Source organism: Paenochrobactrum glaciei (assembly GCF_039522165.1).
In the GTDB taxonomy this organism is placed as follows: domain Bacteria; phylum Pseudomonadota; class Alphaproteobacteria; order Rhizobiales; family Rhizobiaceae; genus Paenochrobactrum; species Paenochrobactrum glaciei.
In genome coordinates, this window is the sequence record NZ_BAAADE010000001.1 from 1,318,355 (window position 1) to 1,343,154 (window position 24,800).

Sequence of the window (24,800 nt, forward strand, 5' to 3'; positions counted from 1 at the left end):
ATGTAAATGTCAGGCAAAATGGCAACGGGCATACCAGCCTTGCTGGATTGATTTTTGTGTCGGGGCTTGTTGCAGGCAGATCGCCTGAGCCATCGGGCAGGCGGGTGCATAAGCGCATCCCTGACCGGTGGATTCCGTGTGGACAGCAACCACATGCTCACCTGCTGGCTTCGATCTTTTGCGCCGACCCGAAAATGGTTTCGGCACCGCATTAACAAGCGCTTGTGTATAAGGATGGCGCGGATTGTCAAAGACCGTATTGGTTGGGCCTTCTTCGACGATACGCCCCAGATGCATCACGGCGACGCGGTCGGTAATCACCCGTACAACGCCCAGATCATGGCTGATGAAGAGATAAGACAGGCCGAATTTATCCTGCAAATCCATCATCAGATTGAGCACTTGCGCCTGAATGGAAACGTCGAGCGCGGAAACCGGCTCATCGGCCACGATCAGGGCAGGGCGGGTAATGAGCGCACGCGCAATCGCGATACGCTGGCGCTGACCACCGGAAAACTCATGCGGATATTTGTCCGCTGATGCAGGAGGCAGGCCAACGGCTTCCAGAACCTCTTGCACTCGCGCTTTGCGCTCAGCCGCCGAGATATTGCCTTCCAGCGAATTGATCGGTTCTGAAATAATGCGCTGTACGGTGTGGCGCGGATCAAGCGAACCATAAGGATCTTGGAAGATCGCCTGAAACTGTTTGCGTGCTTGGCGCATGGCAGTGCGGTCAAGCGCATAAATATCCTGATCCTGAATGATTACCTGACCTGATTGTGGTGGTTCCAACCCCATCACAGCACGGGCAAGAGTGGATTTGCCGGAGCCGCTTTCACCGACGATGCCTAAGCTTTCGCGCTCATTGAGCTCAATGCTGACACCGTGCAAAACGCGTAAATGTTTGGGTGCTGAAAAGATCGAATGGCGCGGCATCGGATATTCGCGCACGACATCTTTGACCTGAAGCAGTGGTTTACTCATGCCACGACCTCATCTTTACGTGGGAAAAAACATGCAACTTTATGGGCAACAGAAGATGTTGCTTCATTAGAGCCGTTAAAGGCAAGCAAAGGCGGCAGGGTTTCGCGGCATTTCGCTTCAACAAATGAGCAGCGATCGGCAAAAGTGCAGTTTTGTTTGCGGTGTAATGGATCAGGTACGACACCGGGAATGGCGGCCAGACGCTGACGGCTGCGTGTGCCATCTTTGGTGGTTAAAGCTGCCCCATGTGGCGAGGCAGCAAAAAGACCGCGTGCATAAGGATGCGCCATACGCTTGAAAACTTCTTGCGTGTCGCCGGTTTCGACAATCCGTCCGGCATACATCACGGCGAGCTTGTCGGTCATTTCAGACACCACACCCAGATCATGGGTAATCAGCATCAAGGCAGTGCCGGTTTCATCAACCAGATCATCAAGCAGATCAAGAATTTGTGCCTGTACGGTCACATCCAGCGCAGTTGTCGGCTCGTCTGCAATCAACAAATCCGGTTCACAGGCAATCGCCATCGCAATCATTACGCGTTGGCGCTGACCGCCGGAAAGCTGATGCGGATAAAGATCAAGGCTGAAACGCGGGGCCGGTAAACCAACGCGGTCAAGCAACCGGCGCGCTTTAGCTTCTGCGTCTGCGCGGTTTTCGCCCATATGGAGGCGGCGGCCTTCGGTGATTTGTGCACCAATGGACTTTACCGGATTAAGGGCGGTCATCGGCTCTTGGAAAATCATGGCAGCACGGCGACCACGCATTGTGCAGCGCTCATTTTCCGACATAGTGGTGAGGTCTTGCCCGTCAAAGCGCAAGGTGCCGTTGACCTGCATACGGTCGGGCAGCAAGCCCATCACCGCCAAAGCGGTAATGGATTTTCCGGAGCCGCTTTCGCCAACGATGCCTAAACGGTCGCCGCGATTGAGCGTCATGGTGATGTCGTGGAGAATATTGACCTGACGTGAGCCGATAGGCAGGCTCACATTCATCTGGTTAATTTCGAGCAGGCTCATCTTTGCCTCCTGACGCGCGGATCAAGCGTATCGCGCAGGCCGTCACCAAGCATATTGAGGCCGAGAACCGCAAATGTAATGGCAAGGCCGGGGAAAATTGCAAGCCACGGCGCATCGTAAATATAAGTCTGGGCATCATTCAGCATTTTGCCCCAGCTCGGCATTGGCGGCTGTGTGCCAAGACCGACATAAGAAAGTCCGGCTTCCGCAACGATCGCGAGCGCAAACTGAATGGTGGCCTGCACAATCAGTACATGGCCGATATTGGGCAAAACGTGATCCAGCGTAATGGCAATATCGCCGCGCCCTGCACAGCGTGCGGCCATGACATATTCACGCTTCCACAAGCCCAATGAAGCGCCACGCGTGACACGCGCAAAAACCGGAATGTTGAAAATACCGATAGCGATCATCGCATTAACCGCACCAGGGCCAAAAATGGCGGTGATGATGACGGCAGTTAACAGAGACGGAAACGCAAAGGCCAGATCGGTTGAACGCATAACGAAACCATCGATCATGCCGCCGCGTGCGGCAGCATAGGAGCCAAGCGGAATTCCGATACCGGCACCTACCGCAACGGCAATGATGGAAACAGCGATGGAATTACGCGCTCCCACCATAATCATCGAAAAGACATCGCGGCCAAAGGCATCGGTGCCGAACCAATGGACACTGCCTGGCCCTTGCAACTTGTCTTTAATGTTGAGGCCGGTTGGTGAAAACGGCGTCCAGACATAAGAAATCAGTGCCATTGCAATCAGCAGGCCGGTGACGATGCAGCCGATCATCAGGCTGCGGCTTAAGCCAATGCCGGAAAGTACTTTGCTGATTTTGGATTGGTTTACGGTCACGTCGCTCATCAGTGACCTCCTGTCGAAAGACGAGGATCAAGGAAGCCGTAAGCCAGATCAACCAGAAAGTTGACGGTAATCACACTGGCCGCCAAAAGCGTGACCAGAGACTGTACGGTGATGAGATCGCGCTGCGCGATGGATTGGAAAATCAACCGGCCAACGCCCGGCAGATTGAAAACATTTTCGATAATGATGGTACCTGCCAGAAGAAATGAAAACTGCAAGCCGATGATGGTGACAACTGGGATCAGCGCATTGGGAACGGCGTGTTTCCAAAGCGCTTGACTGCGTGTCAGCCCTTTGGCGCGTGCCGTGCGGATGAAGTCTTCGCCCAAGGTTTCAATGACAGCCGAGCGGGTGACGCGCGCCAGAATGGCAGCAAGCGGCAAGGCAAGCGCAACAGCAGGCAAAATGAGCGAGCGTAACCCCTTCCATAAACCATCTTCCCAGCCGCCAAAGCCGGAAGCCGGAAACCAGCCAAGCTGCAAAGCAAAGAGCAAAATCAGCAACAGGCCGAGCCAGAAATTAGGAATAGCCACACCCACTTGTGCAACGCCCATACCGGCGACATCAAAAGCCTTGCCGCGTTTGGAGGCGGCGATAACACCGAGCGGAATGGCTAGAATCACAGAAATGCCCATTGCCAGAACGGCAAGCGGTAATGTGACCAGAACACGCGGGCCCAATAATTCGCTGATCGGCACGGAATAAGTGTAGCTGACACCAAAATCGCCGACAACAAAACCGGAAATCCATGTGAGGTAACGCGACCATAAAGGCGCATCGAGGCCGAGTTGCTTTTGCAGCGCTGCCAGTGTTTCAGGCTGCGCATTAATGCCAAGCATAACGGCTGCCGGATCGCCCGGCAAAACCTGCATCAGCAAAAAAACGATCACTGAGGCAGCAAGGGTCGTGAGTATTAATGAGACAAAACGTCCAGAAATATAACTCAGCAAATTTTGTCTCCCGTTTTTTAATCCCTCCCGCCTTTGTATTTTAAAAGGCGGGAGGGGTAATTTTTACTATGCTCTAAGTTTTTGTTTATCGCATTATCCGACGCAAAACCGTTTCACACTTTTGCTGGAAATGCTTTTAATCAGCCCAGTAAGCGGCAGTCAGGTCATTTGCCGGCAGTGGCAGATTTTTCCAGACGCCTTGTACTTTCTTGTTCCAGACACCGATTTTCGGCAGTGCATAGAGGAACACATTTGGCTCGTCTTCCGCGAGTTTACGCTGCAACTGGCCTAATAATTCCAGCTGCTTGGCTTCATCTGTTGTTTCCGTATAGGTCTTGTAGAGAGCGCTATATTCCGGATTTTTATAGTTGAAGTAGTATGTATCGCGGGCGTAAATATCCAGGTCGCGTGCTTCAGTGTGACCGATAATGGTTGCTTCATAATCGGCACGTTTGAAAACCTGATCGAGCCACTGGGCAAATTCCATCGGAACCAGATTAACCTGCAAACCGATTTCGGCGAGCATGGCTGCAATGATTTCGCCACCGCGGCGGGAATAGGCCGGAGGCGGCAGAGTGATGGTAAAGCTTGTACCCTCTTGAACACCTGCTTCTTTAAGCAGTTCTTTTGCCTTGGCGACATCATATGGATAGACATCGGTCAGATCGACATAGCCTGGTTCGGCCGGTGTGGAATGGGAACCAATGGCGGTGCCATAACCCGATGATACAGCATCGATAAAGGCGGTGCGGTCAATCGCATGCGCCAATGCCTGACGGAATTTGACATTGTCAAAAGGCGCGCGGGCATTGTTGAGTGACATCACCACTTTACCGGCGGTGCTGCCTACTTCCACATGCAGATTTTCATCGCTCTTGAAGCGGTTGAGCAGTTCCGGTGCCTGAAATTCTGCAAAGAGATCAATGTCGCCAGCCATCACCGCAGCAGCTGCCGCAGACGGATCGCTGATGAAGCGGAAGGTGACGCCTTCAAGCTTGGCAGGTGTGCCCCAGTAATCAGCATTTTTTTCAATTTCAACGCGGTCACCTTGTACCCAGCGCTTGAATTTGAAAGGACCTGTGCCAATCGGTGTGGTCTTGTTGTTTTCAGCCGACTGCTTGCCAATCATCACCGCGTCGCCCCAGCCCATACCGAACAGGAAGTTCGAGGCCGGACGTTTAAGTGTTACCACTGCGGTGGCAGGATCAGGGCATTCGGTTAATGCGATTGGTTCAAACAAGCCTTTTTGGGCATTGGTTGAATCTTCCGCCACCGCACGTTCATAGGAGAACTTGACGATTGAGCAATCAAAAGCCTCGCCGTCATGGAACTTCACGCCTTCACGCAGTTTGAACGTGTAGGTGAGGTTATCCGGCGAAATGGTCCAGCTTTCAGCCAAGGCTGGCTGAATGGAGCCATCTTCCGCAATGCGTACCAGACCTTCATAAAGGTTGGCGTAAGTGACACGGCGGATGGCGGATGCAGCGTTAGCTGTCGGATCGAGACCCGGAGGCTCGAGAACTTCACCCACCGTCAGATGATCTTTGGCGAAAGCGCCGTTAATGGACGCCAGCATGGCCGCGGAGACCAAACCGGCAAATAGTTTCTTGTTCATTATGCCCTCCCTTATAATCGTTGTTTTAGGCAGCAGAATTAAATCGAACGTCCGCCGTCAACATCTAAAGCAACACCGGTGATCATGCTAGCCTGCGGTGAGCACAGATATGCCGCAGCCTCGGCCAGATCTTCCGGCTTGAGCAGACGGCCAAGCGGAATGGATGCGCGGAATTTAGCACGAATTTCTTCTGTGTCTTCACCCATAAAGGTGGTGAGAAGCGGTGTTTCACCGGCAACAGGATTGAGTGCGTTAACGCGGATGTTAAAGGCGGCGAGTTCAATCGCCAGTGCTTTGGTGGCGCTGACAACCCAGCCCTTGGTGGCATTATACCATGCAAGGTTTGGACGCGGACGGTTGGCACCCGTCGAGGCGATATTGAGAATGACGCCTTCGCCATTTTCTTTGAAGTGAGGAATGATGGCGCGTGCAGCCAGATAGATGCCGCGGATATTCACACCGATGATACGGTCAAACTCGTCTGGTTCCACCAGTTCAGCATTTTGCGGCTTATGGCCAATACCGGCATTGTTGATGAGAATATCGATACGGCCGAATTTTTCGATTGTTGCAGCAATGGCCGCGTTAACATCAGCCTCTTTGGCAATATCAGCGGCAATAGCAATGGCATTGGCACCGATTTCTGCGGCAACGCGTTTTGCACCTGCCTCATCACGGTCAACAACAGCAACCTTAGCGCCGCCTTCCGCAAAACGCTTGGCCATACCTTCACCAAAACCAGAACCCGCACCAGTGATCAGGGCGATTTTATTTTCAAGAGACATAATCTCTTCTCCTCGAATTCTATATAAATAATTAGCCGTGATAGAGCGAAATGGTTTTCAGGCTGGCGAAACCATAAAGGGCTTCGAAACCTTTTTCGCGACCATGACCGGAACGTTTGACGCCACCGAAAGGCAGTTCCACACCGCCGCCAGCACCATAATTATTGATGAAAACCTGACCGGACTGCACAGCATGTGCCATGCGCAGCTGACGTGCGCCGTCATTGGTCCAGATACCGCAAACGAGGCCGAAATCAGTGCCATTGGCAAGTGCGATTGCTTCTTCTTCAGTGTCAAACGGCATGATGACCTGTACAGGCCCGAAGATTTCCTGCTGTGCCAATGGATGATCGGCAGGGACATCACGCACCAGCGTTGGCAGCACATAGGCGCCGTTTTCAGGGGTGCCGTCGGTCATCTGGCCTTGAGCCGCAATGGTGAGGCCGTCTTTTTGTGCAAGTTCAATAAAACCGTCAACGATTGCTTTCTGGCGATCGGACACGACAGGGCCGACAGATGGATCGCTGAGAGCTGAGCCGACTTTAAGTGCACGGTAGCGTTCAGCCATTTGAGCGACAACAGTTTCGTAAACTGCGCGCTGCACCAAAATGCGTGAAGAAGCCGAGCAGGTTTGTCCGGCGTTTTGAATACCGGCATTGACGAGAAACGGTAATGCGCGCTCCAAGTCAGCGTCAGCAAAGACGATTTGCGGGGATTTGCCGCCCAGTTCCAGCGTAACAGGTACAGCATGTTTGGCTGCTGCTGCCTGCACAGCTTCACCTGTACGTAGTGAACCGGTGAAGGAAATATGATTGATGCCAGCATGGCCGGAAAGGGCAGCACCAGCTTCCAAACCAAGACCTGTCACGATATTGAGTGCACCAGCGGGAAGACCTGCTTCCTGAGCAATACGGCCAAATTCTAAAATGGTGAGGCATGCTTCTTCAGCAGGTTTAACCACGGCAGCATTGCCCATGGCCAAAGCTGCACCCAGTGAACGACCGATGATCTGCATCGGGTAGTTCCATGGAATAATGTGGCCGGTAACGCCAAGCGGTTCGTAAACGGAAAGCACGGTGAAACCATTTTGATATGGCAGTGTGTCGCCATGAACTTTATCGGCAGATGCGCCATAAAATTCCAGATAACGCGCCAGTGCCACCACATCGGCACGGGCTTGTGTAATTGGTTTGCCGACATCTTTGGCTTCAAGTTCTGCCAAGAGATCAATCTTTTTCAACACAGCTTCGGACATGCGATGCAGAACGCGACCGCGTTCGGTTGCTGTCATCTTGCCCCATTCGCCGCTGAGCGCCTTACGTGCACTTGCAACGGCCAGATCAATATCGGCCTGTGTGCCACGGGCAATCAATGCCAGATCACTGCCATCTGACGGGTTTTTAAGCGTCAGAACTTCACCGGAAATGGCATCCTGCCAGTTATTGTCAATGAAGTTGCCGTAACGGGGAAGACTGTTGTTATTAGACATTCTTAAACTCCAGATCAGGCCGTTCGGCCCGTAGTCTTGCAGATGTGGCACGGATATGTGAGCGGGCGAGATTTTCGGCGGCATCACCATCGCGCGCGGCAATGGCATCGAGAATCAGCCGATGCTCGGAAACCGCATGCGGCGCGCGATCAGTCGATAAGGAAAATGCAGGTGCGAAAACCTGCGAGGTCATGCGCAAAAGCGGAATGAATGCATGCAGAGAAGAGTTGCCGCTCGCATCCATGATCGCCATGTGAAAATCGACATTGGATTGGGTATAGGCTTTAGGATCCCATGGATCGACCGTCGCAGCCTGTTCTTCAATCAGTCTTTGTAAGGTGTCGATCGTCTCAGAAGTGGCACGTTCTGCGGCAAAGCGGGCAGCAACGCCGTCAATCACTTCACGCAGTGCATAAGCGTCAAGCAGACGGGGAAGGTCAGCACTGGCAACGCGCGCGCCTTTGCCTGCCTGATGCACGACAAGGCCGTCACGCTCAAGCACGCGCAAAGCTTCACGCAGAGGCGTGCGGCTGATGCCGAACTCCGTTGCAATATGCTCTTGGCGCAAAATAGTGCCGGGTGCGTAGTCGCCCTTATAAATACGTTCGCGAAGTGCTTCTGCAACTTCGTCGAGTAAACGGGTTTGGCCACGCCACTCATATGCTGACAATAGCTCCCCCCCTCATGAGATAGTGTCAAATCCTTGGTTTTTGGATACTACATCCTGGATACAAAATGCGTCAATCGGAAATATTCGTGTTCTCTAAGGTTTTTAAACTGTAGAATAATCGATGCGTATATGGTCGAAACGTAATTTTATTTCAAAATATAGATTTGATGTGCAGCGGAACTTGACGTGTTTTTGTAAGAAAATTATCCGTCAGCCCGATTTGTCAAATTAAAGTGATCAAGTACCTTTTCAGAAGATTTCAGTGCTGTAATGATTTCTGCTAAGGCAGCGCAAAAAAACAGGCAGGCTATACGGCCTCAATAAGCTTGGGCAGAGATAAGGTTGAGCGGAATGAATCAGTTAATGCAGTCAGCCTTGTTTTTATTGGTTGCAACCGGTGCCATGCTGGGGCTGACTTTGCCTTTTGGTAAAATCGCTGCTTCGTTACATATTTCTCCCTTCATGTGGGCCTTTGTCATCTCGGCGGGGGCAGGGCTGATCTTGCTTGGGTTTTTGCTGGCAAAAGCGCGTTTTTTAAACTTTTCAGCGCATCATCTGCGCTATTATTTTATTGCTGCCGCCGTTTCTTATGCCTTGCCTAATGTGATGGTCTTAACGGTTATTCCGCATTTAGGCGCCGGCTTTACCGGTATTATGTACACATTATCGCCGGTCACCACATTGCTGCTCTCGGTTGTATGCGGATTAAAACGCCCGAATTATTTAGGCATTATAGGCATTGCGGTTGGTTTCTTAGGTGCGCTTCTGGTAGCAATTACGCGCGGTGAGACCGGCTCTGTTGCTGAACCCTTATGGCTCATTGTAGCACTACTTATTCCGGTGGTTCTGGCCGTTGGCAATGTGTACCGCACCATTGACTGGCCGCAAAATGCCGATCCGGTCGAGCTTGCTTGTGGCTCACATCTGGCCGCAGCGCTTTTACTGATTGTCAGCATGGTGTTTGTGGAAGGTGGTTTTCCTATCGGCCAGTTGATGGCCGCACCTTGGATGGTGCTTATTCAGGCAGCCGTATCGGCCTTGATGTTTACGCTTTATTTCCAGCTGCAAATTGTCGGCGGGCCGGTTTATTTGAGCCAGATGGGCTATGTCGCGGCTGCTATCGGGCTGATTTCAGGTACGCTCTTTATGGGCGAACATTATCAGATGCTGACATGGTTTGGTGCACTGGTGATTGCCTTGGGGGTTTTCTTCACCACCAAGGCACAAAGTGCAAAATAAGTTTTATGCTTATTTTTGTGCTTCTGGGCGCTTGGCCAAAAACATATAATTGACATCCAGATCGCGGGAGCGGTTCCAGCTGTCGGTCAGCGGATTGTAAGTAACGCCGAGTTTGTCAGCCACTTGCAGACCGGCTTTGTTAAGCGCTGCTTCCAGCTCGTTCGGGCGCACCAGCTTTTCATATTGATGCGTACCGCGTGGCAGCCAGCGCAGAATATATTCTGCCCCCCAAATGGCGAGGCCAAGCGCTTTTAAGGTACGATTGATGGTGGCCACAAACATAACGCCGCCGGGTCTGACCATTTCGCTGGTGGCAGACATGAAGAGATCGACATCGGAAACATGCTCAACGACTTCCATATTGAGCACGATGTCGAATTTTTCACCGGCCTCGGCTAGCGCTTCGGCAGTTGTGGCGCGGTAATCAACATCTACGCCGCTTTGTTGCGCGTGAATTTTGGCCACTTCAATATTGGTTTCCGACGCATCGGCTCCAATAACGGTTGCGCCCAGTTTTGCCATTGGCTCGCAAAGCAAGCCACCGCCGCAACCAATATCAAGAATGCGTAAACCCTCCAGCGGGCGTGCCAGCATCGGATCACGGTTGAAATGCGCGCAGGCCATTTCTTTAATATAGGCAAGCCGTGTCGGATTGAACTTATGCAGCGGGCGGAATTTTCCCTGCGGGTCCCACCATTGGGCTGCGATTCGCGAGAAGTGCTCAATTTCAGCAGCGTCAATTGTGGTGCGTGATGTTTCGCTCATAATCGTCTCCATGGCTTTCCATCATGGACTTGAACGGCAGAAAAAGAAAGTCAAGCAAGAAATCACTTGAGAACCTTGCGGATTGCTCACAATTTAGGTATGTCACCCGCGGATTGTCTGCTGAGCAACAAAATAATGTTTCAGCAGGCTCAGGTGAAATTTTCAGAATTCGGGACGTATCCATACCATGGCGCGCATCGTGATGAAATTCGGCGGCACTTCAGTAGCCGACATCGACCGCATCCGTAATGTGGCACGACATGTTAAACGTGAAGTAGACGCAGGCAATGAAGTTGCTGTTGTTGTTTCGGCTATGGCCGGAAAAACCAACGAGCTGGTTTCATGGACGCGTGAAGCTTCCGCAATGCATGATGCCCGTGAATATGATGCAGTGGTTGCCTCCGGTGAGCAGGTGACCGCAGGCTTGCTGGCTATTTGTTTGCAGGGCATGGGCGTTCACGCCCGCTCGTGGCAGGGCTGGCAGATCCCGATCCGTACCGATAATTCCCATGGTGCGGCGCGTATCGTTGATATTGACGGTTCATTCCTGATCGAACGCTTCGGTGAAGGACAGGTTGCAGTGATTGCTGGCTTTCAGGGCATCGGTCCTGACAACCGCATTGCAACGCTTGGCCGCGGTGGTTCGGATACATCTGCGGTGGCCATTGCGGCCGCTGTAAAGGCAGATCGCTGCGATATTTATACCGATGTGGACGGCGTTTACACGACCGATCCGCGCGTGGAGCCAAAAGCAAAGCGTCTTTCAAAGATTTCTTTTGAAGAAATGCTGGAAATGGCTTCTCTTGGAGCCAAGGTTTTGCAGGTTCGCTCGGTCGAACTGGCTATGGTACATAAGGTTCGTACCTTTGTACGTTCAAGTTTTACGGATCCTAATGCGCCGGGCATGGATGATCCTATCAACCCTCCCGGAACACTTATTTGCGACGAGGAAGAAATCGTGGAACAGCAGGTTGTGACCGGTATCGCTTTTGCCAAGGATGAAGCTCAGATTTCACTGCGCCGTGTTGCTGACCGGCCAGGTGTGTCGGCAGCTATTTTCGGCCCTCTGGCGGAAGAGCGTATCAATGTCGATATGATCGTTCAGAATGTATCTGAAGACGGCACCAAAACAGATATGACATTCACCGTTCCATCCGGTGATCTGGAAAAAGCGGTTAAAGCGCTTGAAAAGGTCAAGGGTGAAGTGGGCTGTGATGCTGTTCAGTCAGAATCAGGTCTGGCGAAAATTTCCGTCATCGGTATCGGTATGCGCTCACACGCTGGTGTTGCAGCGACAGCTTTCCGTGCTTTGGCTGAAAAAGGCATCAATATCCGTGCAATCACCACCTCTGAAATCAAAATTTCTATTTTGATTGATGGCCCTTATGCAGAATTGGCAGTGCGCACTCTGCATGGTGTTTATGGTCTGGATAAATAAGAAAAAACACTTTTGTTACTCTAAGCCGCGTTTTAGACTCTAGACGCGCGGCTTAAAAATGCCCAAAAGGATTGTCGACGTGTTACTTGCATAGTAATACGTCGACATTATCTTGTCTGGTTCGTGATTTGGCCGCCTGCAACAGGCTTCTGCCACCATGAACCATTATAAGGAGCATTCGATCGCCTATGCGTGAGCTGACGACCGGTCCCCGTGTATTGCTCAAGCGACTTCGCGAATTAATGGCGGAGGCGTTGGAGCCACAGGTGCGTCTTGATCGCATTGTGAACGAAATCGCGAAAAATATGGTCGCGGAAGTTTGCTCCTTTTATGTTTTGCGTACCGATGGTGTGCTGGAGCTTTACGCAACCGTTGGTCTTAATCCGCAGGCTGTGCATCTGGCGCAATTGCGTTTGGGGCAGGGGTTGGTCGGAACCATTGCCGCCACAGCGCGCGCACTGAACCTGACCGACGCGCAAAGCCATCCGGCTTTTGCTTATCTGCCGGAAACGGGCGAAGAAGCTTATAATTCATTTCTGGGTGTGCCTGTTTTACGTGCTGGTCGTACGCTTGGCGTTCTGGTTGTGCAAAACCGCACCAAGCGCGCTTATCGTGATGACGAAGTGGAAGCGCTGGAAACCACCGCTATGGTGCTGGCGGAAATCATTGCAACAGGTGATGGCACCCGTTTGGCGCGTGCCGGCATCGAGCTTGATCTTGGCCGCTCCATGAGCTTTACCGCCGGCGGCTATAATGATGGTGTCGGCCTTGGCCATGTGGTGCTGCATGAGCCGCGCATCGTCGTCAACAATCTCTTCAATGAAGATAGTGAAGCAGAAATCAAGCGTCTGGAAGATGCGATCGGTTCTTTGCGTCTTTCCATTGATGATATGCTGTCGCGCCGTGAAGTGGCTGCGGAAGGTGAGCATCGTGAGGTGCTGGAAGCCTATCGGATGTTTGCGCATGACCGTGGCTGGGAGCGCCGTCTGGAAGAGGCGATCCACAATGGTCTGACCGCAGAAGCTGCGGTTGAAAAAGTGCAGAGCGACACGCGTGCGCGCATGGTGCATCTGACCGATCCTTATATTCGTGAACGCCTGTCGGATTTTGATGATCTGGCTAATCGTTTGCTGCGCCAATTGATGGGGCGCGATGCCAAGACTGTTGCGGAAAGCCTGGTCAAGGATGCTATTATTGTGGCGCGCTCGATGGGCGCGGCAGAGCTGCTGGACTATCCGCGTGAGCGTTTGCGTGGGGTGGTGCTGGAAGATGGTGCAGCCACCAGCCATGTGGTAATTGTTGCGCGTGCCATGGGTATTCCTGTCGTCGGGCAAGCCAAAGGCGTTGTCTCAATGGCTGAAAACAATGACGCGATCATTGTTGATGGTGATGCCGGTATTGTGCATTTGCGTCCGCAATCGGATGTGGAAGCTGCTTATGCAGAAAAAGTGCGTTTCCGTGCGCGCCGTCAAAAGCTTTATCAGGAATTGCGCGACAAGCCGTCTGTTACTTTGGATGGAGAGAATGTCGCGCTTTTCATGAACGGTGGCTTGCTCGTTGATCTGCCGCAACTGGAAGCATCCGGCGCCGTCGGTATCGGGCTTTTCCGCACTGAATTGCAGTTCATGATCGCCTCGACTTTCCCGAAAGCGGAACAGCAGGAAAAACTTTATCGCTCAGTGCTGGAAGCCGCAGGCGACAAGCCGGTGACTTTTCGCACGCTTGATATTGGCGGCGATAAGGTGCTGCCATATTTCCGCTCGACCGGTCAGGAAGAAAATCCAGCTATGGGCTGGCGCGCCATCCGTTTGACGCTTGATCGTCCGGGGCTTTTCCGTACCCAGCTGCGCGCACTTTTAAAAGCTTCCGGCGGGCGTGAATTGCGCATGATGCTGCCGATGGTGACAGAAGTGGCGGAAGTGAAAGCTGCGCGTGAGATCATTGATCGCGAAGTAAACCATTTGTCGAAATTTGATTATCAGCTGCCGAGCAAAGTGAAGCTTGGCGCGATGATTGAAGTGCCATCACTGCTCTGGCAAATGGGCGAATTGATGGATGCTGTTGATTTCGTCTCTGTCGGCTCCAATGATTTGTTCCAGTTTTTAATGGCGGTTGATCGTGGTAACTCACTGATTGCCGATCGTTTTGACCAGTTGTCACCGGCATTCTTGCGGGTGTTGCGCCATATTGTGGAATCAAGCCTTCGCCATGATACGCCGGTCACTTTGTGCGGTGAAATGGCAGGGCGTCCCTTGATGGCAATGACGTTGATCGGACTTGGTTTCCGCTCGATTTCAATGTCAGCTGCAACCATCGGGCCTGTGAAAGCCATGCTTGGTGCATTGGATGCCAGCAAGCTTAACAAGCTGTTGCAGGGCGAGCTTGATAAGCACAATGACGCGCATTCCTTGCGTGAATTGTTGCTGAAATTTGCACAGGATAACGATATTCCGTTGTAGCGAGGCTTTAAGCTTCTCTCCACACGTTTTCGTGTATTTTGCCATTTGGCTCAAAAAAGGCGGGCTTTGACCGCCAATTTTCAATATTTTTGTATCGGACTTAACTTATGATCGCATTGCCGCAGGACCGTATGGACCAGCTTCTGAAACGTTTCTCGTTGATTGAAAGCCAAATGGCTTCCAATCCGGATTCGGAAACTTATGTGAAGCTGGCATCCGAATATTCGGAACTGGAAGAAGTGGTTGGTAAGATCCGTGAACTGGCCTCCGCGCGTGAAGAAGTGCAGGAACTGAGCCTGATGAAGGAAGATGCCAGCACAGATGCAGATATGCGTGCGCTGGCGGCAGAAGAATTGCCAGCCCTTCAGGAGCGCGTAGGTGTTTTGGAGCAGGAAGTGCAAATCCTGCTCTTGCCCAAAGATGCAGCCGACGAGAAAAACGCTATTTTGGAAATCCGCGCCGGAACCGGCGGTTTGGAAGCGGCACTTTTTGCCGGTGATTTGTTCCGCATGTATGAGCGTTACGCTTCGGAAAAAGGCTGGCGTGTCGAGCTGGTGAGTTCCAGTGAAGGCGATGCCGGTGGCTATAAAGAAATTATCGCGACTGTTTCCGGCAAGGGCGTATTTTCGAAATTGAAATTTGAATCCGGTGCGCATCGCGTGCAGCGTGTGCCGGAAACTGAAGCGGGCGGACGTATTCACACCTCTGCTGCAACGGTTGCGGTGCTGCCGGAGGCGGCAGATATTGATATTGAAATCCGCAATGAAGACATCCGCATTGATACAATGCGTGCGTCAGGTGCAGGTGGGCAGCACGTTAACACCACCGATTCTGCCGTGCGTATCACCCATATTCCGACCGGTTTGATGGTGGTGCAGGCGGAAAAATCGCAGCATCAGAACCGTGCCCGCGCGATGCAGATTTTGCGTGCCCGTCTTTATGATATGGAACGTCAAAAGGCTGAGAGCGAACGCTCAGAAGCCCGCCGCAGTCAGGTGGGTTCAGGGGATCGCTCAGAACGTATCCGCACCTACAACTTCCCGCAGGGACGCGTTACCGATCACCGCATCAACCTGACGCTTTATAAGCTTGATCGGGTGATGGAAGGCGAACTGGACGAATTGGTGGATGCGCTGATTTCTGATCATCAGACCGCACTCCTGACCGAGCTTGGTGAATGAAGAACGTCCATCAAATGCAGCTGGGACAGATGTTTGCGCAGATGCGCGATGCTTTTATGGCTGCCGGAATTGAAAATCCGGCCATTGATGCACGGTTTTTAACCGAATGGACAAGTGCCACATCGCGTATGGATATGATCAGCCGTCCGGAGCAGGCTGTTGATGCGGAAAAAGTGGCGCTTTGGCAATCTGCTTTGGAGCGTCGTCTGAACGGTGAACCGGTGCATCGCATCATAGGCGCGCGTGCTTTCTGGGGGCTGGAGTTCCAGCTCTCGAAGGATACGCTGGAGCCGCGCCCTGATACCGAAGCTTTGATCGAATTAGTATTGCCGGTTGTGGAACAGAAAGCACATACAAGCCAAGTGGTGGATGTGCTGGATATGGGCACAGGCACGGGTATCATCGCTATCACATTGCTGCATCAATGTGCGAAAGCGCGTTGCGTGGCGGTGGATATAGCGCAGGATGCTTTGAGCACCGCGCGTATTAATGCTGAAAATGCCGGTGTGTCTTCACGCTTTGCTGCATTGCACAGTGATTGGTTTGCCAATGTGAGTGGGCGCTTTGATGTGATTACATCAAACCCGCCTTATATTCCGCATCATGAAATTGCCGCACTTTCACGCGAAGTTCGTGACTATGACCCGATGGCTGCTTTGGATGGCGGCGAAGACGGATTAGATTTTTATCGCTCCCTTGCGAAACATGCTGCAAATCACCTATATGATGAAGGTGTGATCGCCATTGAAATCGGTGCAGGCCAGTTGCCTGACGTGGAAGTGATTTTCAATCAACATGATTTCAAGCTGGTGCGGACAAGCAAAGATCTCGGCGGACATGAACGAGCGCTGCTTTTTGAAAAAGCTTAAAAATGCGAAATGATGCAGATAATTGAGAGGCAATCAATAAAAACGCTTGGAATTTCCGGCAAACCTGTTTAGGTTCCGGTCACCGTCCGAAATTTTGGTTTTTGACTGCACCGTAAAGTGCAAGACCGCCTAAGGTCTGAGAACCGGGGTCTGAAAAACAGGCCGGTTAAGTTTTAAACGGTATGTACCACATTCAGAGCATTATACAGACTGGAATTTTAGGGTGCACTCCCTTCTGTAGCTCAAACTGCGAGACCCGTTGATCTTTGTGATCGCGCAGGTCTTAAGCGCCCTTAATCTGAAAAGAGATATGAGTATGAGGCCAGCACAGCAGAACAGGCGCATGCGTGGACGGGGGAACAACAATAACCGTAAGGGTCCCAATCCTCTGACGCGTAATTATGAAAGCAACGGTCCGGACGTGAAAATCCGGGGCAATGCACAGCATATCGCAGAGAAATATGCAGCTCTTGCTAGAGATGCTCAGGTTTCCGGTGATCGCGTGATGGCTGAGAACTACCTGCAACATGCGGAACATTATACCCGCATTATTTTGCAAGCGCAGGCGCAAAACCCGCAGCATTTCCAGCGGGATGAAAATTTTGACGACGAAGGCAATGATGATGAAGAGCAGAGCTTTGCCGCCACATCATCCAATAACGGCCATAACGGTTCCTCGTCGCAGGACGTAAGCGGTAGCGGCCCGCAGCCTTTTATTGAAGGCACGCCGGCTGAAGTTGTTTATGACGAAGATAATAGCGGCAATGCACGTTCTCATGAACAGCGGGCTCACGAACAACGTAGCCAGAATCGCGATTATAATAACCGTGACAACCAGAACCGCGACAATCAAGGCCGTGATAATAATGGCAGAGATCGTGATCAGCGCCGCATTCAGCGTCCGCGTCGTCCGTCGCGTTTTGAACAGCACAGCAATCCTGTAGCCCCTGATGCACCGCAGCCAGTCACGCATTTTGCTGAAAATGCAGAGCAGCCGGAAGTAAAAGAACAGCCGGTTGTCAAAGCTGTTGCAGTTGCTGCGGAAGCAGAAGAAAAGCCGGTTAAAAAGGCTGCTCCTGCCAAGCCGCGCACCCCACGCGCCAAACCTGTTGAAGCTGTCGCGGAAACTGATGGTGAAGAACCGGTTCGTCGCCGTCCGGGTCGTCCGCGCCGCGTTAAGCCAGAAGATGCTGAGCCTGTTAAAGAAGCATCAGAAGCATAAATTTTAGCTTTATAATCAAGCAAAGGCGCGAGAGTTTAACTTTCGCGCCTTTTTTATTGCAGAATATTTGCGGCCGTCTTGCCGAACGCATAAACTCATCCCATATCATAACAAGATGGAGCCCGCCTCATCTGGGGGCTCGTCACCAAAGACCGTTCGGCGCTGTTACAGGTCGACGCGGATGAAGGAGACAATTATGAATATTGAAAAATATACCGAACGTGTTCGCGGTTTTATTCAGTCTGCACAAACCTATGCATTAAACGCCAATAATCAGCAATTTATGCCGGAGCATATGCTGAAAGTATTGGTTGATGATAATGAAGGTTTGGCGGCAACGCTGATTGAACGTGCGGGCGGTAATCTTGCGCAATTGCGTATCGGTCTGGATGCAGCTTTAAATGCTATTCCCAAAGTGACCGGCGGCAATGATCAGCTTTATCTGTCACAGCCACTCGCAAAAGTGTTTTCAACTGCCGAAGAACTGGCCACCAAAGCCGGTGATAGTTTCGTAACTGTTGAACGTCTTCTGACGGCACTTGCGATTGAAAAATCTGCCAAAAGTTCTGAAATTTTAAGCAAAGCCGGTGTGACGGCCAATGCACTGAATAAGGTGATCAACGATATGCGTAAGGGTCGTACAGCTGATTCTGCATCCGCAGAAGGCAATTATGATGCTTTGAAAAAATATGCGCGTGATCTGACGGAAGATGCACGCGACGGCAAGCTTGATCCGGTGATCGGTCGTGATGAAGAAATCCGCCGTGCCATTCAGGTTTTGTCGCGCCGTACCAAAAACAATCCGGTGCTGATCGGTGAGCCGGGCGTGGGTAAAACCGCGATTGCCGAAGGTTTGGCTCTGCGTATCGTCAATGGTGACGTGCCGGAATCTCTTAAAGATAAGCAGTTGATGGCGTTGGATATGGGCGCATTGATTGCAGGTGCAAAATATCGCGGTGAATTTGAAGAACGCCTGAAAGCGGTTTTGTCGGAAGTGCAGAGCGCTGACGGTCAGATCATCTTGTTCATCGATGAAATGCACACCCTTGTCGGTGCCGGTAAAAGCGATGGTGCGATGGATGCATCAAACCTGCTTAAACCTGCACTTGCGCGTGGCGAATTGCGCTGCGTTGGTGCAACGACTCTCGATGAATACCGCAAATATGTGGAAAAGGATGCCGCACTTGCCCGTCGTTTCCAGCCGGTTTTTATTAATGAGCCAACCGTTGAAGATACAATTTCGATCCTGCGCGGTTTGAAGGAAAAATATGAGCAGCATCATAAAGTGCGGGTTTCTGACTCAGCACTGGTGGCCGCTGCCACATTGTCCAACCGTTATATCACTGATCGCTTCTTGCCGGATAAAGCGATCGACCTTGTGGATGAGGCTGCATCGCGTCTCAGAATGCAGGTCGATTCGAAACCGGAAGAGCTTGATGAGATTGACCGCCGCGCCATGCAGTTGAAAATCGAACGCGAAGCTTTGAAGAAGGAAACTGATACGGCTTCCAAAGACCGTCTCGTGCGGTTGGAAAAAGAGCTGAGTGATCTGGAAGAAGAATCAGCTGAACTGACTGCCAAATGGCAGGCGGAAAAGCAGAAGCTCGGCCATGCGGCAGACCTGAAAAAGAAACTGGAAGATGCGCGTAATGCTTTGGCAATTGCCCAGCGTAATGGCGAATTCCAGAAGGCCGGTGAATTGGCTTATGGCGCAATCCCGCAGCTTGAAAAAGAACTGGTGGATGCCGAAAGCCATGAAAACCGTGGTTCCTTGGTTGAAGAAACCGTGACACCTGACCATGTGGCACAGATTATTTCCCGCTGGACGGGTATTCCTGTTGACCGCATGCTGGAAGGTGAACGCGAAAAACTTCTGCGTATGGAAGACGAGATCGGCAAGCGGGTGGTTGGTCAGGCGGAAGCCGTGCAGGCGGTTTCCAAAGCTGTTCGTCGTGCGCGTGCCGGATTGCAGGATCCTAACCGTCCGATTGGTTCTTTCATTTTCTTAGGACCAACCGGCGTTGGTAAAACCGAGCTGACCAAGGCACTGGCATCGTTCCTCTTTTCCGACGATACTGCGATGGTGCGGATTGATATGTCGGAATTCATGGAGAAACATTCCGTTGCCCGTCTGATCGGCGCACCTCCGGGTTATGTCGGCTATGAAGAAGGTGGCGTTTTGACGGAAACTGTCCGTCGCCGTCCTTATCAGGTCATTCTGTTCGACGAGATCGAAAAGGCGCATCCGGATGTCTTCAACGTGCTGTTGCAGGTGCTTGATGATGGCCGTCTGACTGATGGTCAGGGACGCACTGTCGATTTCAGAAATACGCTGATCATCATGACGTCTAACCTTGGTGCCGAATATCTGGTGAACCTAGGCGAAGACGATACTGTTGACAGTGCCCGCGAAGATGTCATGTCGGTGGTGCGTGCTTCGTTCCGTCCGGAATTCCTCAACCGTGTGGATGAGATCATTCTGTTCCATCGTCTGCGTCGGGCCGATATGGGCGCGATTGTCGATATTCAGTTTGAACGTCTGCAAAAATTACTGGCTGACCGGAAGGTTCATCTTGAACTGGATGATGATGCCCGTGATTGGTTGTCCAACAAGGGCTATGATCCTGCCTATGGTGCACGTCCGTTGAAGCGGGTGATCCAGAAGGAAGTTCAGGATCCGCTGGCAGAGAAAATTCTGCTTGGTGATGTTCTTGATGGCTCGGTCGTTGAAATTTCAGCCGGTTCTGACCGGTTGAATTTCAAGGCGAAGGCCGGAATGACAGCTGAAGAGAGCTAATCTTCAGCCACTCATCGCAAGATGATCTGAATATGATTGAAAGCCGGTCAAAGCATTTTGACCGGCTTTCTTTATTGCCGGATTTAATGCTCGTTTTATTGCGGGCAAATTTGTTTTGGCCATTTTGATGTCACCTTCCTTTCGTAAGAACTTGAAAAGTTAGGTGTTTGTTAACTGTAAATACGGCATCTGGAGTGAAGGCTTTTTCTCTGCAAGGTTTTTTCATGGCGCATTACCGGTCATTGTCTTGTTTGGCATTGTTGGCATCAGTTACCCTCCCTTTATGGATGAGTGCACCTGCATCGGCACAGCTTTATGATCCGGGCGAGCAGGTTTTCAGTGACGGGCAAATCCGGGTTTATATCGACCCGAAAGGTCAGCGCGTAACGATGGATCGGCAAGGTCGCATCATTGCGGTGGAGCCTGCTCATGGACAAGAACAAACCAGAGGACGACGCGGCATTCGCGGCGGTGGCAACTGGACATTAAATGGTCCTGTTGATGGCGGTGCGCCTTATGATGGTTTCGGCAATGTGCCGGAAGATCCCAATTATTATCCCGCAGCTCCTTCAGCCCCCGATTATACTTATAATCGTGACGGGCAGATTGAACGTAATGAATTGCCCCCTGTTGGCAGTGATCGCTACGATCAGGCAAGCATTCCGGATTATGAGCAGCAGAATCGTCAGATGCAGCAGCAACAGCGCAGCTATCCTGACATAAGTGATACAACGCCGGCGGTTGAAATGCCTAAAGGGCAGGGCGCGAAGGCTAAAATTGCAGCTTATCAGATTTTGCTGGATCGTGCCGGTGCTTCACCAGGCGTGATTGATGGTCGTGCTGGCAGTAATGTTGATAAGGCAGCTGCCGCTTACGGCGAATTGACAGGCCGCTTTATTAATCCGCAGGATGAGGCTGCAATCAATGCCGAGCTGGAAGCAACGGGCGGCGCAGCCTTTATAGAATATATGATCACCGAAAAAGATGCGGCACAAAATCTGGTCGCATCGATTCCAGCTGATTATGCTTTAAAAGCACAATTATCGAGCATGGCTTATACATCCCATGCCGAAATGTTTGGTGAGCGCTTTCATATTGATGAAGCCTATTTGAAAGAGCTTAACCCGGGGGTGAATTTTGGCCAGCCGGGCACAATGATTAAAGTGCCGAATATTAAGCGGGTTAAAAAGCCGAAAGTAGCGCGTATCATTGCCGATAAAGCCCGCAAGCAAGTGCGCGGCTATGATGAAAATGGTAAATTGATTGTCGCTTATCCTTCGACTATCGGTTCTTCTGATAATCCGTCTCCATCCGGCATTGTGCAGGTAGAGCGGATCGCCATTAATCCGAATTATACCTACAATCCGAAGATTAATTTCAAACAGGGTAATAATGACAAGGTGCTGACCATCCCGCCAGGGCCTAACGGGCCTGTTGGTACGGTGTGGATTGCTTTGTCAAAACCGACTTACGGTATTCACGGAACACCTGAACCATCTAAAATCGGTAAAACCTCCAGCCATGGTTGTGTGCGCCTGACCAATTGGGATGCGCAGGAGCTGGCCAAACTAGTGGGGCCGGGAGTAACTGTTGAGTTTACTGAGTAAAAACAAAAACCGCAGAAATTATTTTCTGCGGTTTTCTTTTATCTTTGATTTGATTGGCTTCGGTTTCGCTTAACCACTGGCCGAGCTATTGGCTGCAAGCTTGGTGCCGTCACCCTGATCATTGAGCAATTTATCAATGCGCTCGCGCTCACGCACAAACGCCTCCAGCTCTTTGCCGCTCAAGGCTTTATTATCGGGCAGGCGGATGCGCAGCGGATCAACTTTTGTGCCGTTGACGATCAATTCATAGTGCAGATGCGGGCCGGTCGAAAGACCGGTGGAACCGACATAACCAATCACTTGCCCCTGACGCACTCTTGCGCCTGCTGTTACACCATTGGCAATCGCATTTTGGTGCGAATAGCTACTGACATAACCATTGGCATGACGGATGAGAGTTTGATTACCGTAACCGTTTGACCAGCCGGCCTTTTCAACAACACCATTACCTGAGGCAATAATCGGCGTTCCGCGCGGTGCAGCCCAGTCAACACCTGTATGCATGCGGCTATATCCGAGAATCGGGTGGCGGCGCATACCGAATGGGGATCGGAAGACACCGTTTGGTACAGGATTACGTAATAAAAACTGTTTAGCGCTTTTGCCGTCTTCATTAAAATAATCAACAGTGCCGTTTGGCGCTTGATAGCGATAGAATTTTCGTGTGGTGCCGCCAAAATTTGCCGACACATAAAGCAGCTGCGAATCGTCATCCGCGCTGTCAGAATCATCCGGCAATGAGAAAAATGCTTCCAACTGATCTGATGCGTTGAGCTTGCCTTGTAAATCCACATCGGAAGCGAGCATTTTAATCAGTTGTGCGCGCATAGTATCGGTCATGCCATAGGCAAGAGCTGCACGGCTGATTCCGTCATAAACACTTGGCAAATCACCACGCAAACGCGGGGCTACAACTTCACCGTCAAAAGCGCTTGCCAGCAATGGCGTTGTTTCCGGTTCATCGGAAGGCACATATTGCGCTTTATCATTAAGGGTTACGGTCACCAGATGGGTGGTGTTGCTATAAATACTGGCGCGGACAATTCTATCTTCGCCATTACGGCTTTCAACGCCGACTCGCAAAACGCTGCCTTCTTTCAGGCGCGGCGAGTTCATTAATTTAGCGAGCGCTTCCGCCATTTGTGGTGCGCTGTCATCGGTATAACCGGCGCTTGTCAGGGCATCACTAATATTGGCGGCATTGCGGAAAGGAATAAGTTCTTCAGAGAAGCCATCACCGGCAAGTTCTGTGCCTTCATTCCGTGCTGCGACACTGACATTTTCTTGGGTGATACGCACGCCAAGTGCCGGACTTAAAGCAAAAAGCGATTCACTTGCACCAAACCGCAACGGATCAACATAATGCAGCGAAGCGACTTGTACGTCGCCATCGGTCAGCAAAATCCCTGTATCACGTACAATATTTTCAACATCATCGACGCTCAGGTCGGCGGTAGTGTCAAAATCGGTGACCTCCATCGGGAAATCAATCACGCGCAGGCTGATCTCACTTTCCACTTTAGCGCCGTAAATCTGGCCGGTATTCGCAGGTTGCGGAGCTGAAGGGCCTTCAGAGAAAACTTCCAGTGCATTAAAAGCTGGGTATTTGCGATTTGTCGGATGGTCGACCGCCAGAGCCATTTTGACATATTCAAAGGGGCGGGTTCGAATCACCTCACGTTCGCCTACCTTTAACATGGTAGATACTTCCATGCGGCGGCGGTCTTGTGGTTTTTGCTTGGCAATCGCGCTGACGATACGGCTGCCTTTACTGATATCTTGCTGAACAGCAGGCTGAATATCATCACGTGCCAGCAATTCAGCAGGTGTTGCCAGCTGTTCACGCCCGTCAAGAGCCGCAAAAAGTGCAACGCCGATAAGAGTGCAGGAGGTAACGCCAGTTAAAAAGGTGCCGACAAGCCAACGTGCAGAGATATCGCGGCGATCAGGCGGGCGCCGTTTGCCACCCACTGTAAGCGGGGGCTCGTCGCCGGTAAATTTTTGATCGCGTTGATACGACGTCATATTAATACAGGGTATCCCATAGTTGGCTATATGATACACGAGTTCATAGTATCAAAACCGCTCACGACAAAATCGCAATGCGGCTCACATTCACAACATTTTTCAGGTAGTGCTGAAGAGAAGTAAGCAAAGCCTAACATTGTCGTCATTTCAGTTTTGCCTATCCCTGTTCGTGAAGTCAATAATAAGTGGTTGTGAACAACCATATAAATGACGGTTCGTTCTCTAATAATGTAATGAGGCTGCTTTATGGCTTTATATATAAGTAGAGTGCTGTTGAGGCATGGTCTTAGATTATCTGCGCTTGAGGCTCATTCGCTGAGACGGCATTCAGTGCTTATACACAGGCTGAAATGAAGAAAATGATCAATCTTCAAAAAACATTCAAGAAAACTAAAAAACACCGTTGACAGTTTTAGATTGGTTGCCCTATAAGGCGAACAACGAGGGCGGCGGCGCTGCTAGCGGCAGGAAGCTTCGTCCTTAAGAGTGATTGATCAGTTGCGAGATTGGTTGATTGTTCGGCGGTAAATCTAAAGAGATTTGGTTTTACAGCGTTGAGAAAATTATTTGCTAAGTAAATGATTTTCTTGCAAGTTTTCACTTGACAGTGATTGCTTGAGGGGTTAGAAGCCCCGAACCACTTCGGAGCTCGAGAGTGTGAGGGTGGTGAGATTGCTGAGCGGTTGAGCGAGAGTTCGCTGATTGGTGATTGAAGTTAGTTTTTGACGAAAGTTGATTTCGTCCGTTCTTTGAAAATTACATACAGAAGAAAGAGAAACGTGGGCGGCATAGTTTGCTGAACTGTTTTCGGATAGTTCAA

At 51.2% G+C, this 24,800-nt stretch carries 19 protein-coding genes; 8 read left to right on the top strand and 11 right to left on the bottom strand.

Annotated features, from left to right (window positions below; translation table 11 throughout):
* Window positions 1-9 precede the first annotated feature (9 nt).
* The 8 genes from ABDZ76_RS06205 to ABDZ76_RS06240 all read right to left on the bottom strand — a co-directional run bounded on the left by ABDZ76_RS06205 (window position 10) and on the right by ABDZ76_RS06240 (window position 8,375).
* Window positions 10-984: an ABC transporter ATP-binding protein gene (locus ABDZ76_RS06205; RefSeq protein WP_343802774.1), complete on the bottom strand. Its 975-nt coding sequence runs from the start codon at window positions 982-984 to the stop codon at window positions 10-12.
* Window positions 981-2,003: an ABC transporter ATP-binding protein gene (locus ABDZ76_RS06210; RefSeq protein WP_343802777.1), complete on the bottom strand. Its 1,023-nt coding sequence runs from the start codon at window positions 2,001-2,003 to the stop codon at window positions 981-983. Before ABDZ76_RS06210 ends, ABDZ76_RS06205 begins: the two co-directional genes overlap by 4 nt.
* Complete coding sequence (locus ABDZ76_RS06215) at window positions 2,000-2,866, bottom strand: ABC transporter permease (protein WP_343802780.1); 867 nt, start codon at window positions 2,864-2,866, stop codon at window positions 2,000-2,002. Before ABDZ76_RS06215 ends, ABDZ76_RS06210 begins: the two co-directional genes overlap by 4 nt.
* Window positions 2,866-3,816, bottom strand: coding sequence for an ABC transporter permease (locus ABDZ76_RS06220; RefSeq protein WP_343802783.1), 951 nt, complete (start codon window positions 3,814-3,816; stop codon window positions 2,866-2,868). The genes ABDZ76_RS06215 and ABDZ76_RS06220 overlap by 1 nt, the downstream gene beginning before the upstream one ends.
* A 136-nt stretch (window positions 3,817-3,952) precedes the next feature.
* Window positions 3,953-5,431: an ABC transporter substrate-binding protein gene (locus ABDZ76_RS06225; RefSeq protein ID WP_343802786.1), complete on the bottom strand. Its 1,479-nt coding sequence runs from the start codon at window positions 5,429-5,431 to the stop codon at window positions 3,953-3,955.
* Between the two features lie 38 nt (window positions 5,432-5,469).
* Window positions 5,470-6,216, bottom strand: a complete 747-nt coding sequence (locus ABDZ76_RS06230; protein ID WP_343802789.1) for a glucose 1-dehydrogenase — start codon at window positions 6,214-6,216, stop codon at window positions 5,470-5,472.
* 31 nt (window positions 6,217-6,247) lie between these two features.
* Entirely contained in the window at window positions 6,248-7,705 is a 1,458-nt protein-coding gene (locus ABDZ76_RS06235) for an aldehyde dehydrogenase family protein (protein WP_343802792.1), read from the bottom strand.
* Window positions 7,698-8,375, bottom strand: coding sequence for a GntR family transcriptional regulator (locus tag ABDZ76_RS06240; RefSeq protein ID WP_343802795.1), 678 nt, complete (start codon window positions 8,373-8,375; stop codon window positions 7,698-7,700). Before ABDZ76_RS06240 ends, ABDZ76_RS06235 begins: the two co-directional genes overlap by 8 nt.
* 351 nt (window positions 8,376-8,726) lie before the next feature.
* Here ABDZ76_RS06240 and ABDZ76_RS06245 point away from each other — a divergent pair, with 351 nt between their 5' ends.
* Complete coding sequence (locus ABDZ76_RS06245; RefSeq protein WP_343802798.1) at window positions 8,727-9,614, top strand: DMT family transporter; 888 nt, start codon at window positions 8,727-8,729, stop codon at window positions 9,612-9,614.
* 9 nt (window positions 9,615-9,623) lie between these two features.
* Here ABDZ76_RS06245 and ubiG read toward each other — a convergent pair whose 3' ends face one another.
* The gene (ubiG, locus tag ABDZ76_RS06250) at window positions 9,624-10,379 is read right to left on the bottom strand and encodes a bifunctional 2-polyprenyl-6-hydroxyphenol methylase/3-demethylubiquinol 3-O-methyltransferase UbiG (protein ID WP_343802800.1); all 756 of its coding nucleotides are present in this window, start codon (window positions 10,377-10,379) and stop codon (window positions 9,624-9,626) included.
* A 187-nt stretch (window positions 10,380-10,566) separates the two neighbouring features.
* On the opposite strand from ubiG, the gene ABDZ76_RS06255 reads away from it, so the two are divergent.
* From ABDZ76_RS06255 to ABDZ76_RS06285, 7 genes are all read left to right on the top strand, one after another.
* On the top strand, window positions 10,567-11,817 hold the full coding sequence (locus ABDZ76_RS06255) for an aspartate kinase (protein WP_184221788.1): 1,251 nt from the start codon (window positions 10,567-10,569) through the stop codon (window positions 11,815-11,817).
* A gap of 188 nt (window positions 11,818-12,005) precedes the next feature.
* Window positions 12,006-14,276, top strand: a complete 2,271-nt coding sequence (ptsP, locus tag ABDZ76_RS06260) for a phosphoenolpyruvate--protein phosphotransferase (RefSeq protein WP_343802804.1) — start codon at window positions 12,006-12,008, stop codon at window positions 14,274-14,276.
* Between the two features lie 107 nt (window positions 14,277-14,383).
* Window positions 14,384-15,457: a peptide chain release factor 1 gene (prfA, locus tag ABDZ76_RS06265; protein WP_343802807.1), complete on the top strand. Its 1,074-nt coding sequence runs from the start codon at window positions 14,384-14,386 to the stop codon at window positions 15,455-15,457.
* Complete coding sequence (gene prmC / locus ABDZ76_RS06270) at window positions 15,454-16,326, top strand: peptide chain release factor N(5)-glutamine methyltransferase (RefSeq protein ID WP_343802810.1); 873 nt, start codon at window positions 15,454-15,456, stop codon at window positions 16,324-16,326. Before prfA ends, prmC begins: the two co-directional genes overlap by 4 nt.
* Before the next feature lie 316 nt (window positions 16,327-16,642).
* Window positions 16,643-17,548, top strand: a complete 906-nt coding sequence (locus tag ABDZ76_RS06275; protein ID WP_343802813.1) for a DUF4167 domain-containing protein — start codon at window positions 16,643-16,645, stop codon at window positions 17,546-17,548.
* Window positions 17,549-17,744: 196 nt separating this feature from the next.
* Window positions 17,745-20,345, top strand: a complete 2,601-nt coding sequence (gene clpB / locus ABDZ76_RS06280; protein ID WP_343802816.1) for an ATP-dependent chaperone ClpB — start codon at window positions 17,745-17,747, stop codon at window positions 20,343-20,345.
* A 224-nt stretch (window positions 20,346-20,569) separates the two neighbouring features.
* A complete protein-coding gene (locus tag ABDZ76_RS06285) occupies window positions 20,570-21,952 on the top strand; it encodes a L,D-transpeptidase (RefSeq protein WP_374844601.1) in 1,383 nt (460 codons plus the stop codon).
* 69 nt (window positions 21,953-22,021) lie between these two features.
* On the opposite strand, the gene ABDZ76_RS06290 is transcribed toward ABDZ76_RS06285, so the two are convergent.
* Together ABDZ76_RS06290 and ABDZ76_RS06295 are read right to left on the bottom strand one after the other, a co-directional pair.
* Complete coding sequence (locus tag ABDZ76_RS06290) at window positions 22,022-23,977, bottom strand: M23 family metallopeptidase (protein ID WP_343802819.1); 1,956 nt, start codon at window positions 23,975-23,977, stop codon at window positions 22,022-22,024.
* Window positions 23,978-24,603: 626 nt separating this feature from the next.
* On the bottom strand, window positions 24,604-24,800 hold a 197-nt coding region (locus tag ABDZ76_RS06295), incomplete at its 5' end, for a hypothetical protein (RefSeq protein ID WP_343802822.1).

Bases quoted from the DNA above. Each gene is read 5' to 3' on its own strand.
- ptsP (WP_343802804.1), top strand. From the start codon at position 12,006: ATGCGTGAGCTGACGACCGGTCCCCGTGTATTGCTCAAGCGACTTCGC.
- ABDZ76_RS06255 (WP_184221788.1), top strand. From the start codon at position 10,567: ATGGCGCGCATCGTGATGAAATTCGGCGGCACTTCAGTAGCCGACATC.
- ABDZ76_RS06285 (WP_374844601.1), top strand. From the start codon at position 20,570: ATGGCGCATTACCGGTCATTGTCTTGTTTGGCATTGTTGGCATCAGTT.
- ABDZ76_RS06225 (WP_343802786.1), bottom strand. From the start codon at position 5,431: ATGAACAAGAAACTATTTGCCGGTTTGGTCTCCGCGGCCATGCTGGCG.
- ubiG (WP_343802800.1), bottom strand. From the start codon at position 10,379: ATGAGCGAAACATCACGCACCACAATTGACGCTGCTGAAATTGAGCAC.
- ABDZ76_RS06210 (WP_343802777.1), bottom strand. From the start codon at position 2,003: ATGAGCCTGCTCGAAATTAACCAGATGAATGTGAGCCTGCCTATCGGC.
- ABDZ76_RS06235 (WP_343802792.1), bottom strand. From the start codon at position 7,705: ATGTCTAATAACAACAGTCTTCCCCGTTACGGCAACTTCATTGACAAT.
- ABDZ76_RS06290 (WP_343802819.1), bottom strand. From the start codon at position 23,977: ATGACGTCGTATCAACGCGATCAAAAATTTACCGGCGACGAGCCCCCG.
- prmC (WP_343802810.1), top strand. From the start codon at position 15,454: ATGAAGAACGTCCATCAAATGCAGCTGGGACAGATGTTTGCGCAGATG.
- clpB (WP_343802816.1), top strand. From the start codon at position 17,745: ATGAATATTGAAAAATATACCGAACGTGTTCGCGGTTTTATTCAGTCT.
- ABDZ76_RS06215 (WP_343802780.1), bottom strand. From the start codon at position 2,866: ATGAGCGACGTGACCGTAAACCAATCCAAAATCAGCAAAGTACTTTCC.
- ABDZ76_RS06205 (WP_343802774.1), bottom strand. From the start codon at position 984: ATGAGTAAACCACTGCTTCAGGTCAAAGATGTCGTGCGCGAATATCCG.
- ABDZ76_RS06245 (WP_343802798.1), top strand. From the start codon at position 8,727: ATGAATCAGTTAATGCAGTCAGCCTTGTTTTTATTGGTTGCAACCGGT.
- ABDZ76_RS06230 (WP_343802789.1), bottom strand. From the start codon at position 6,216: ATGTCTCTTGAAAATAAAATCGCCCTGATCACTGGTGCGGGTTCTGGT.
- ABDZ76_RS06275 (WP_343802813.1), top strand. From the start codon at position 16,643: ATGAGGCCAGCACAGCAGAACAGGCGCATGCGTGGACGGGGGAACAAC.
- prfA (WP_343802807.1), top strand. From the start codon at position 14,384: ATGATCGCATTGCCGCAGGACCGTATGGACCAGCTTCTGAAACGTTTC.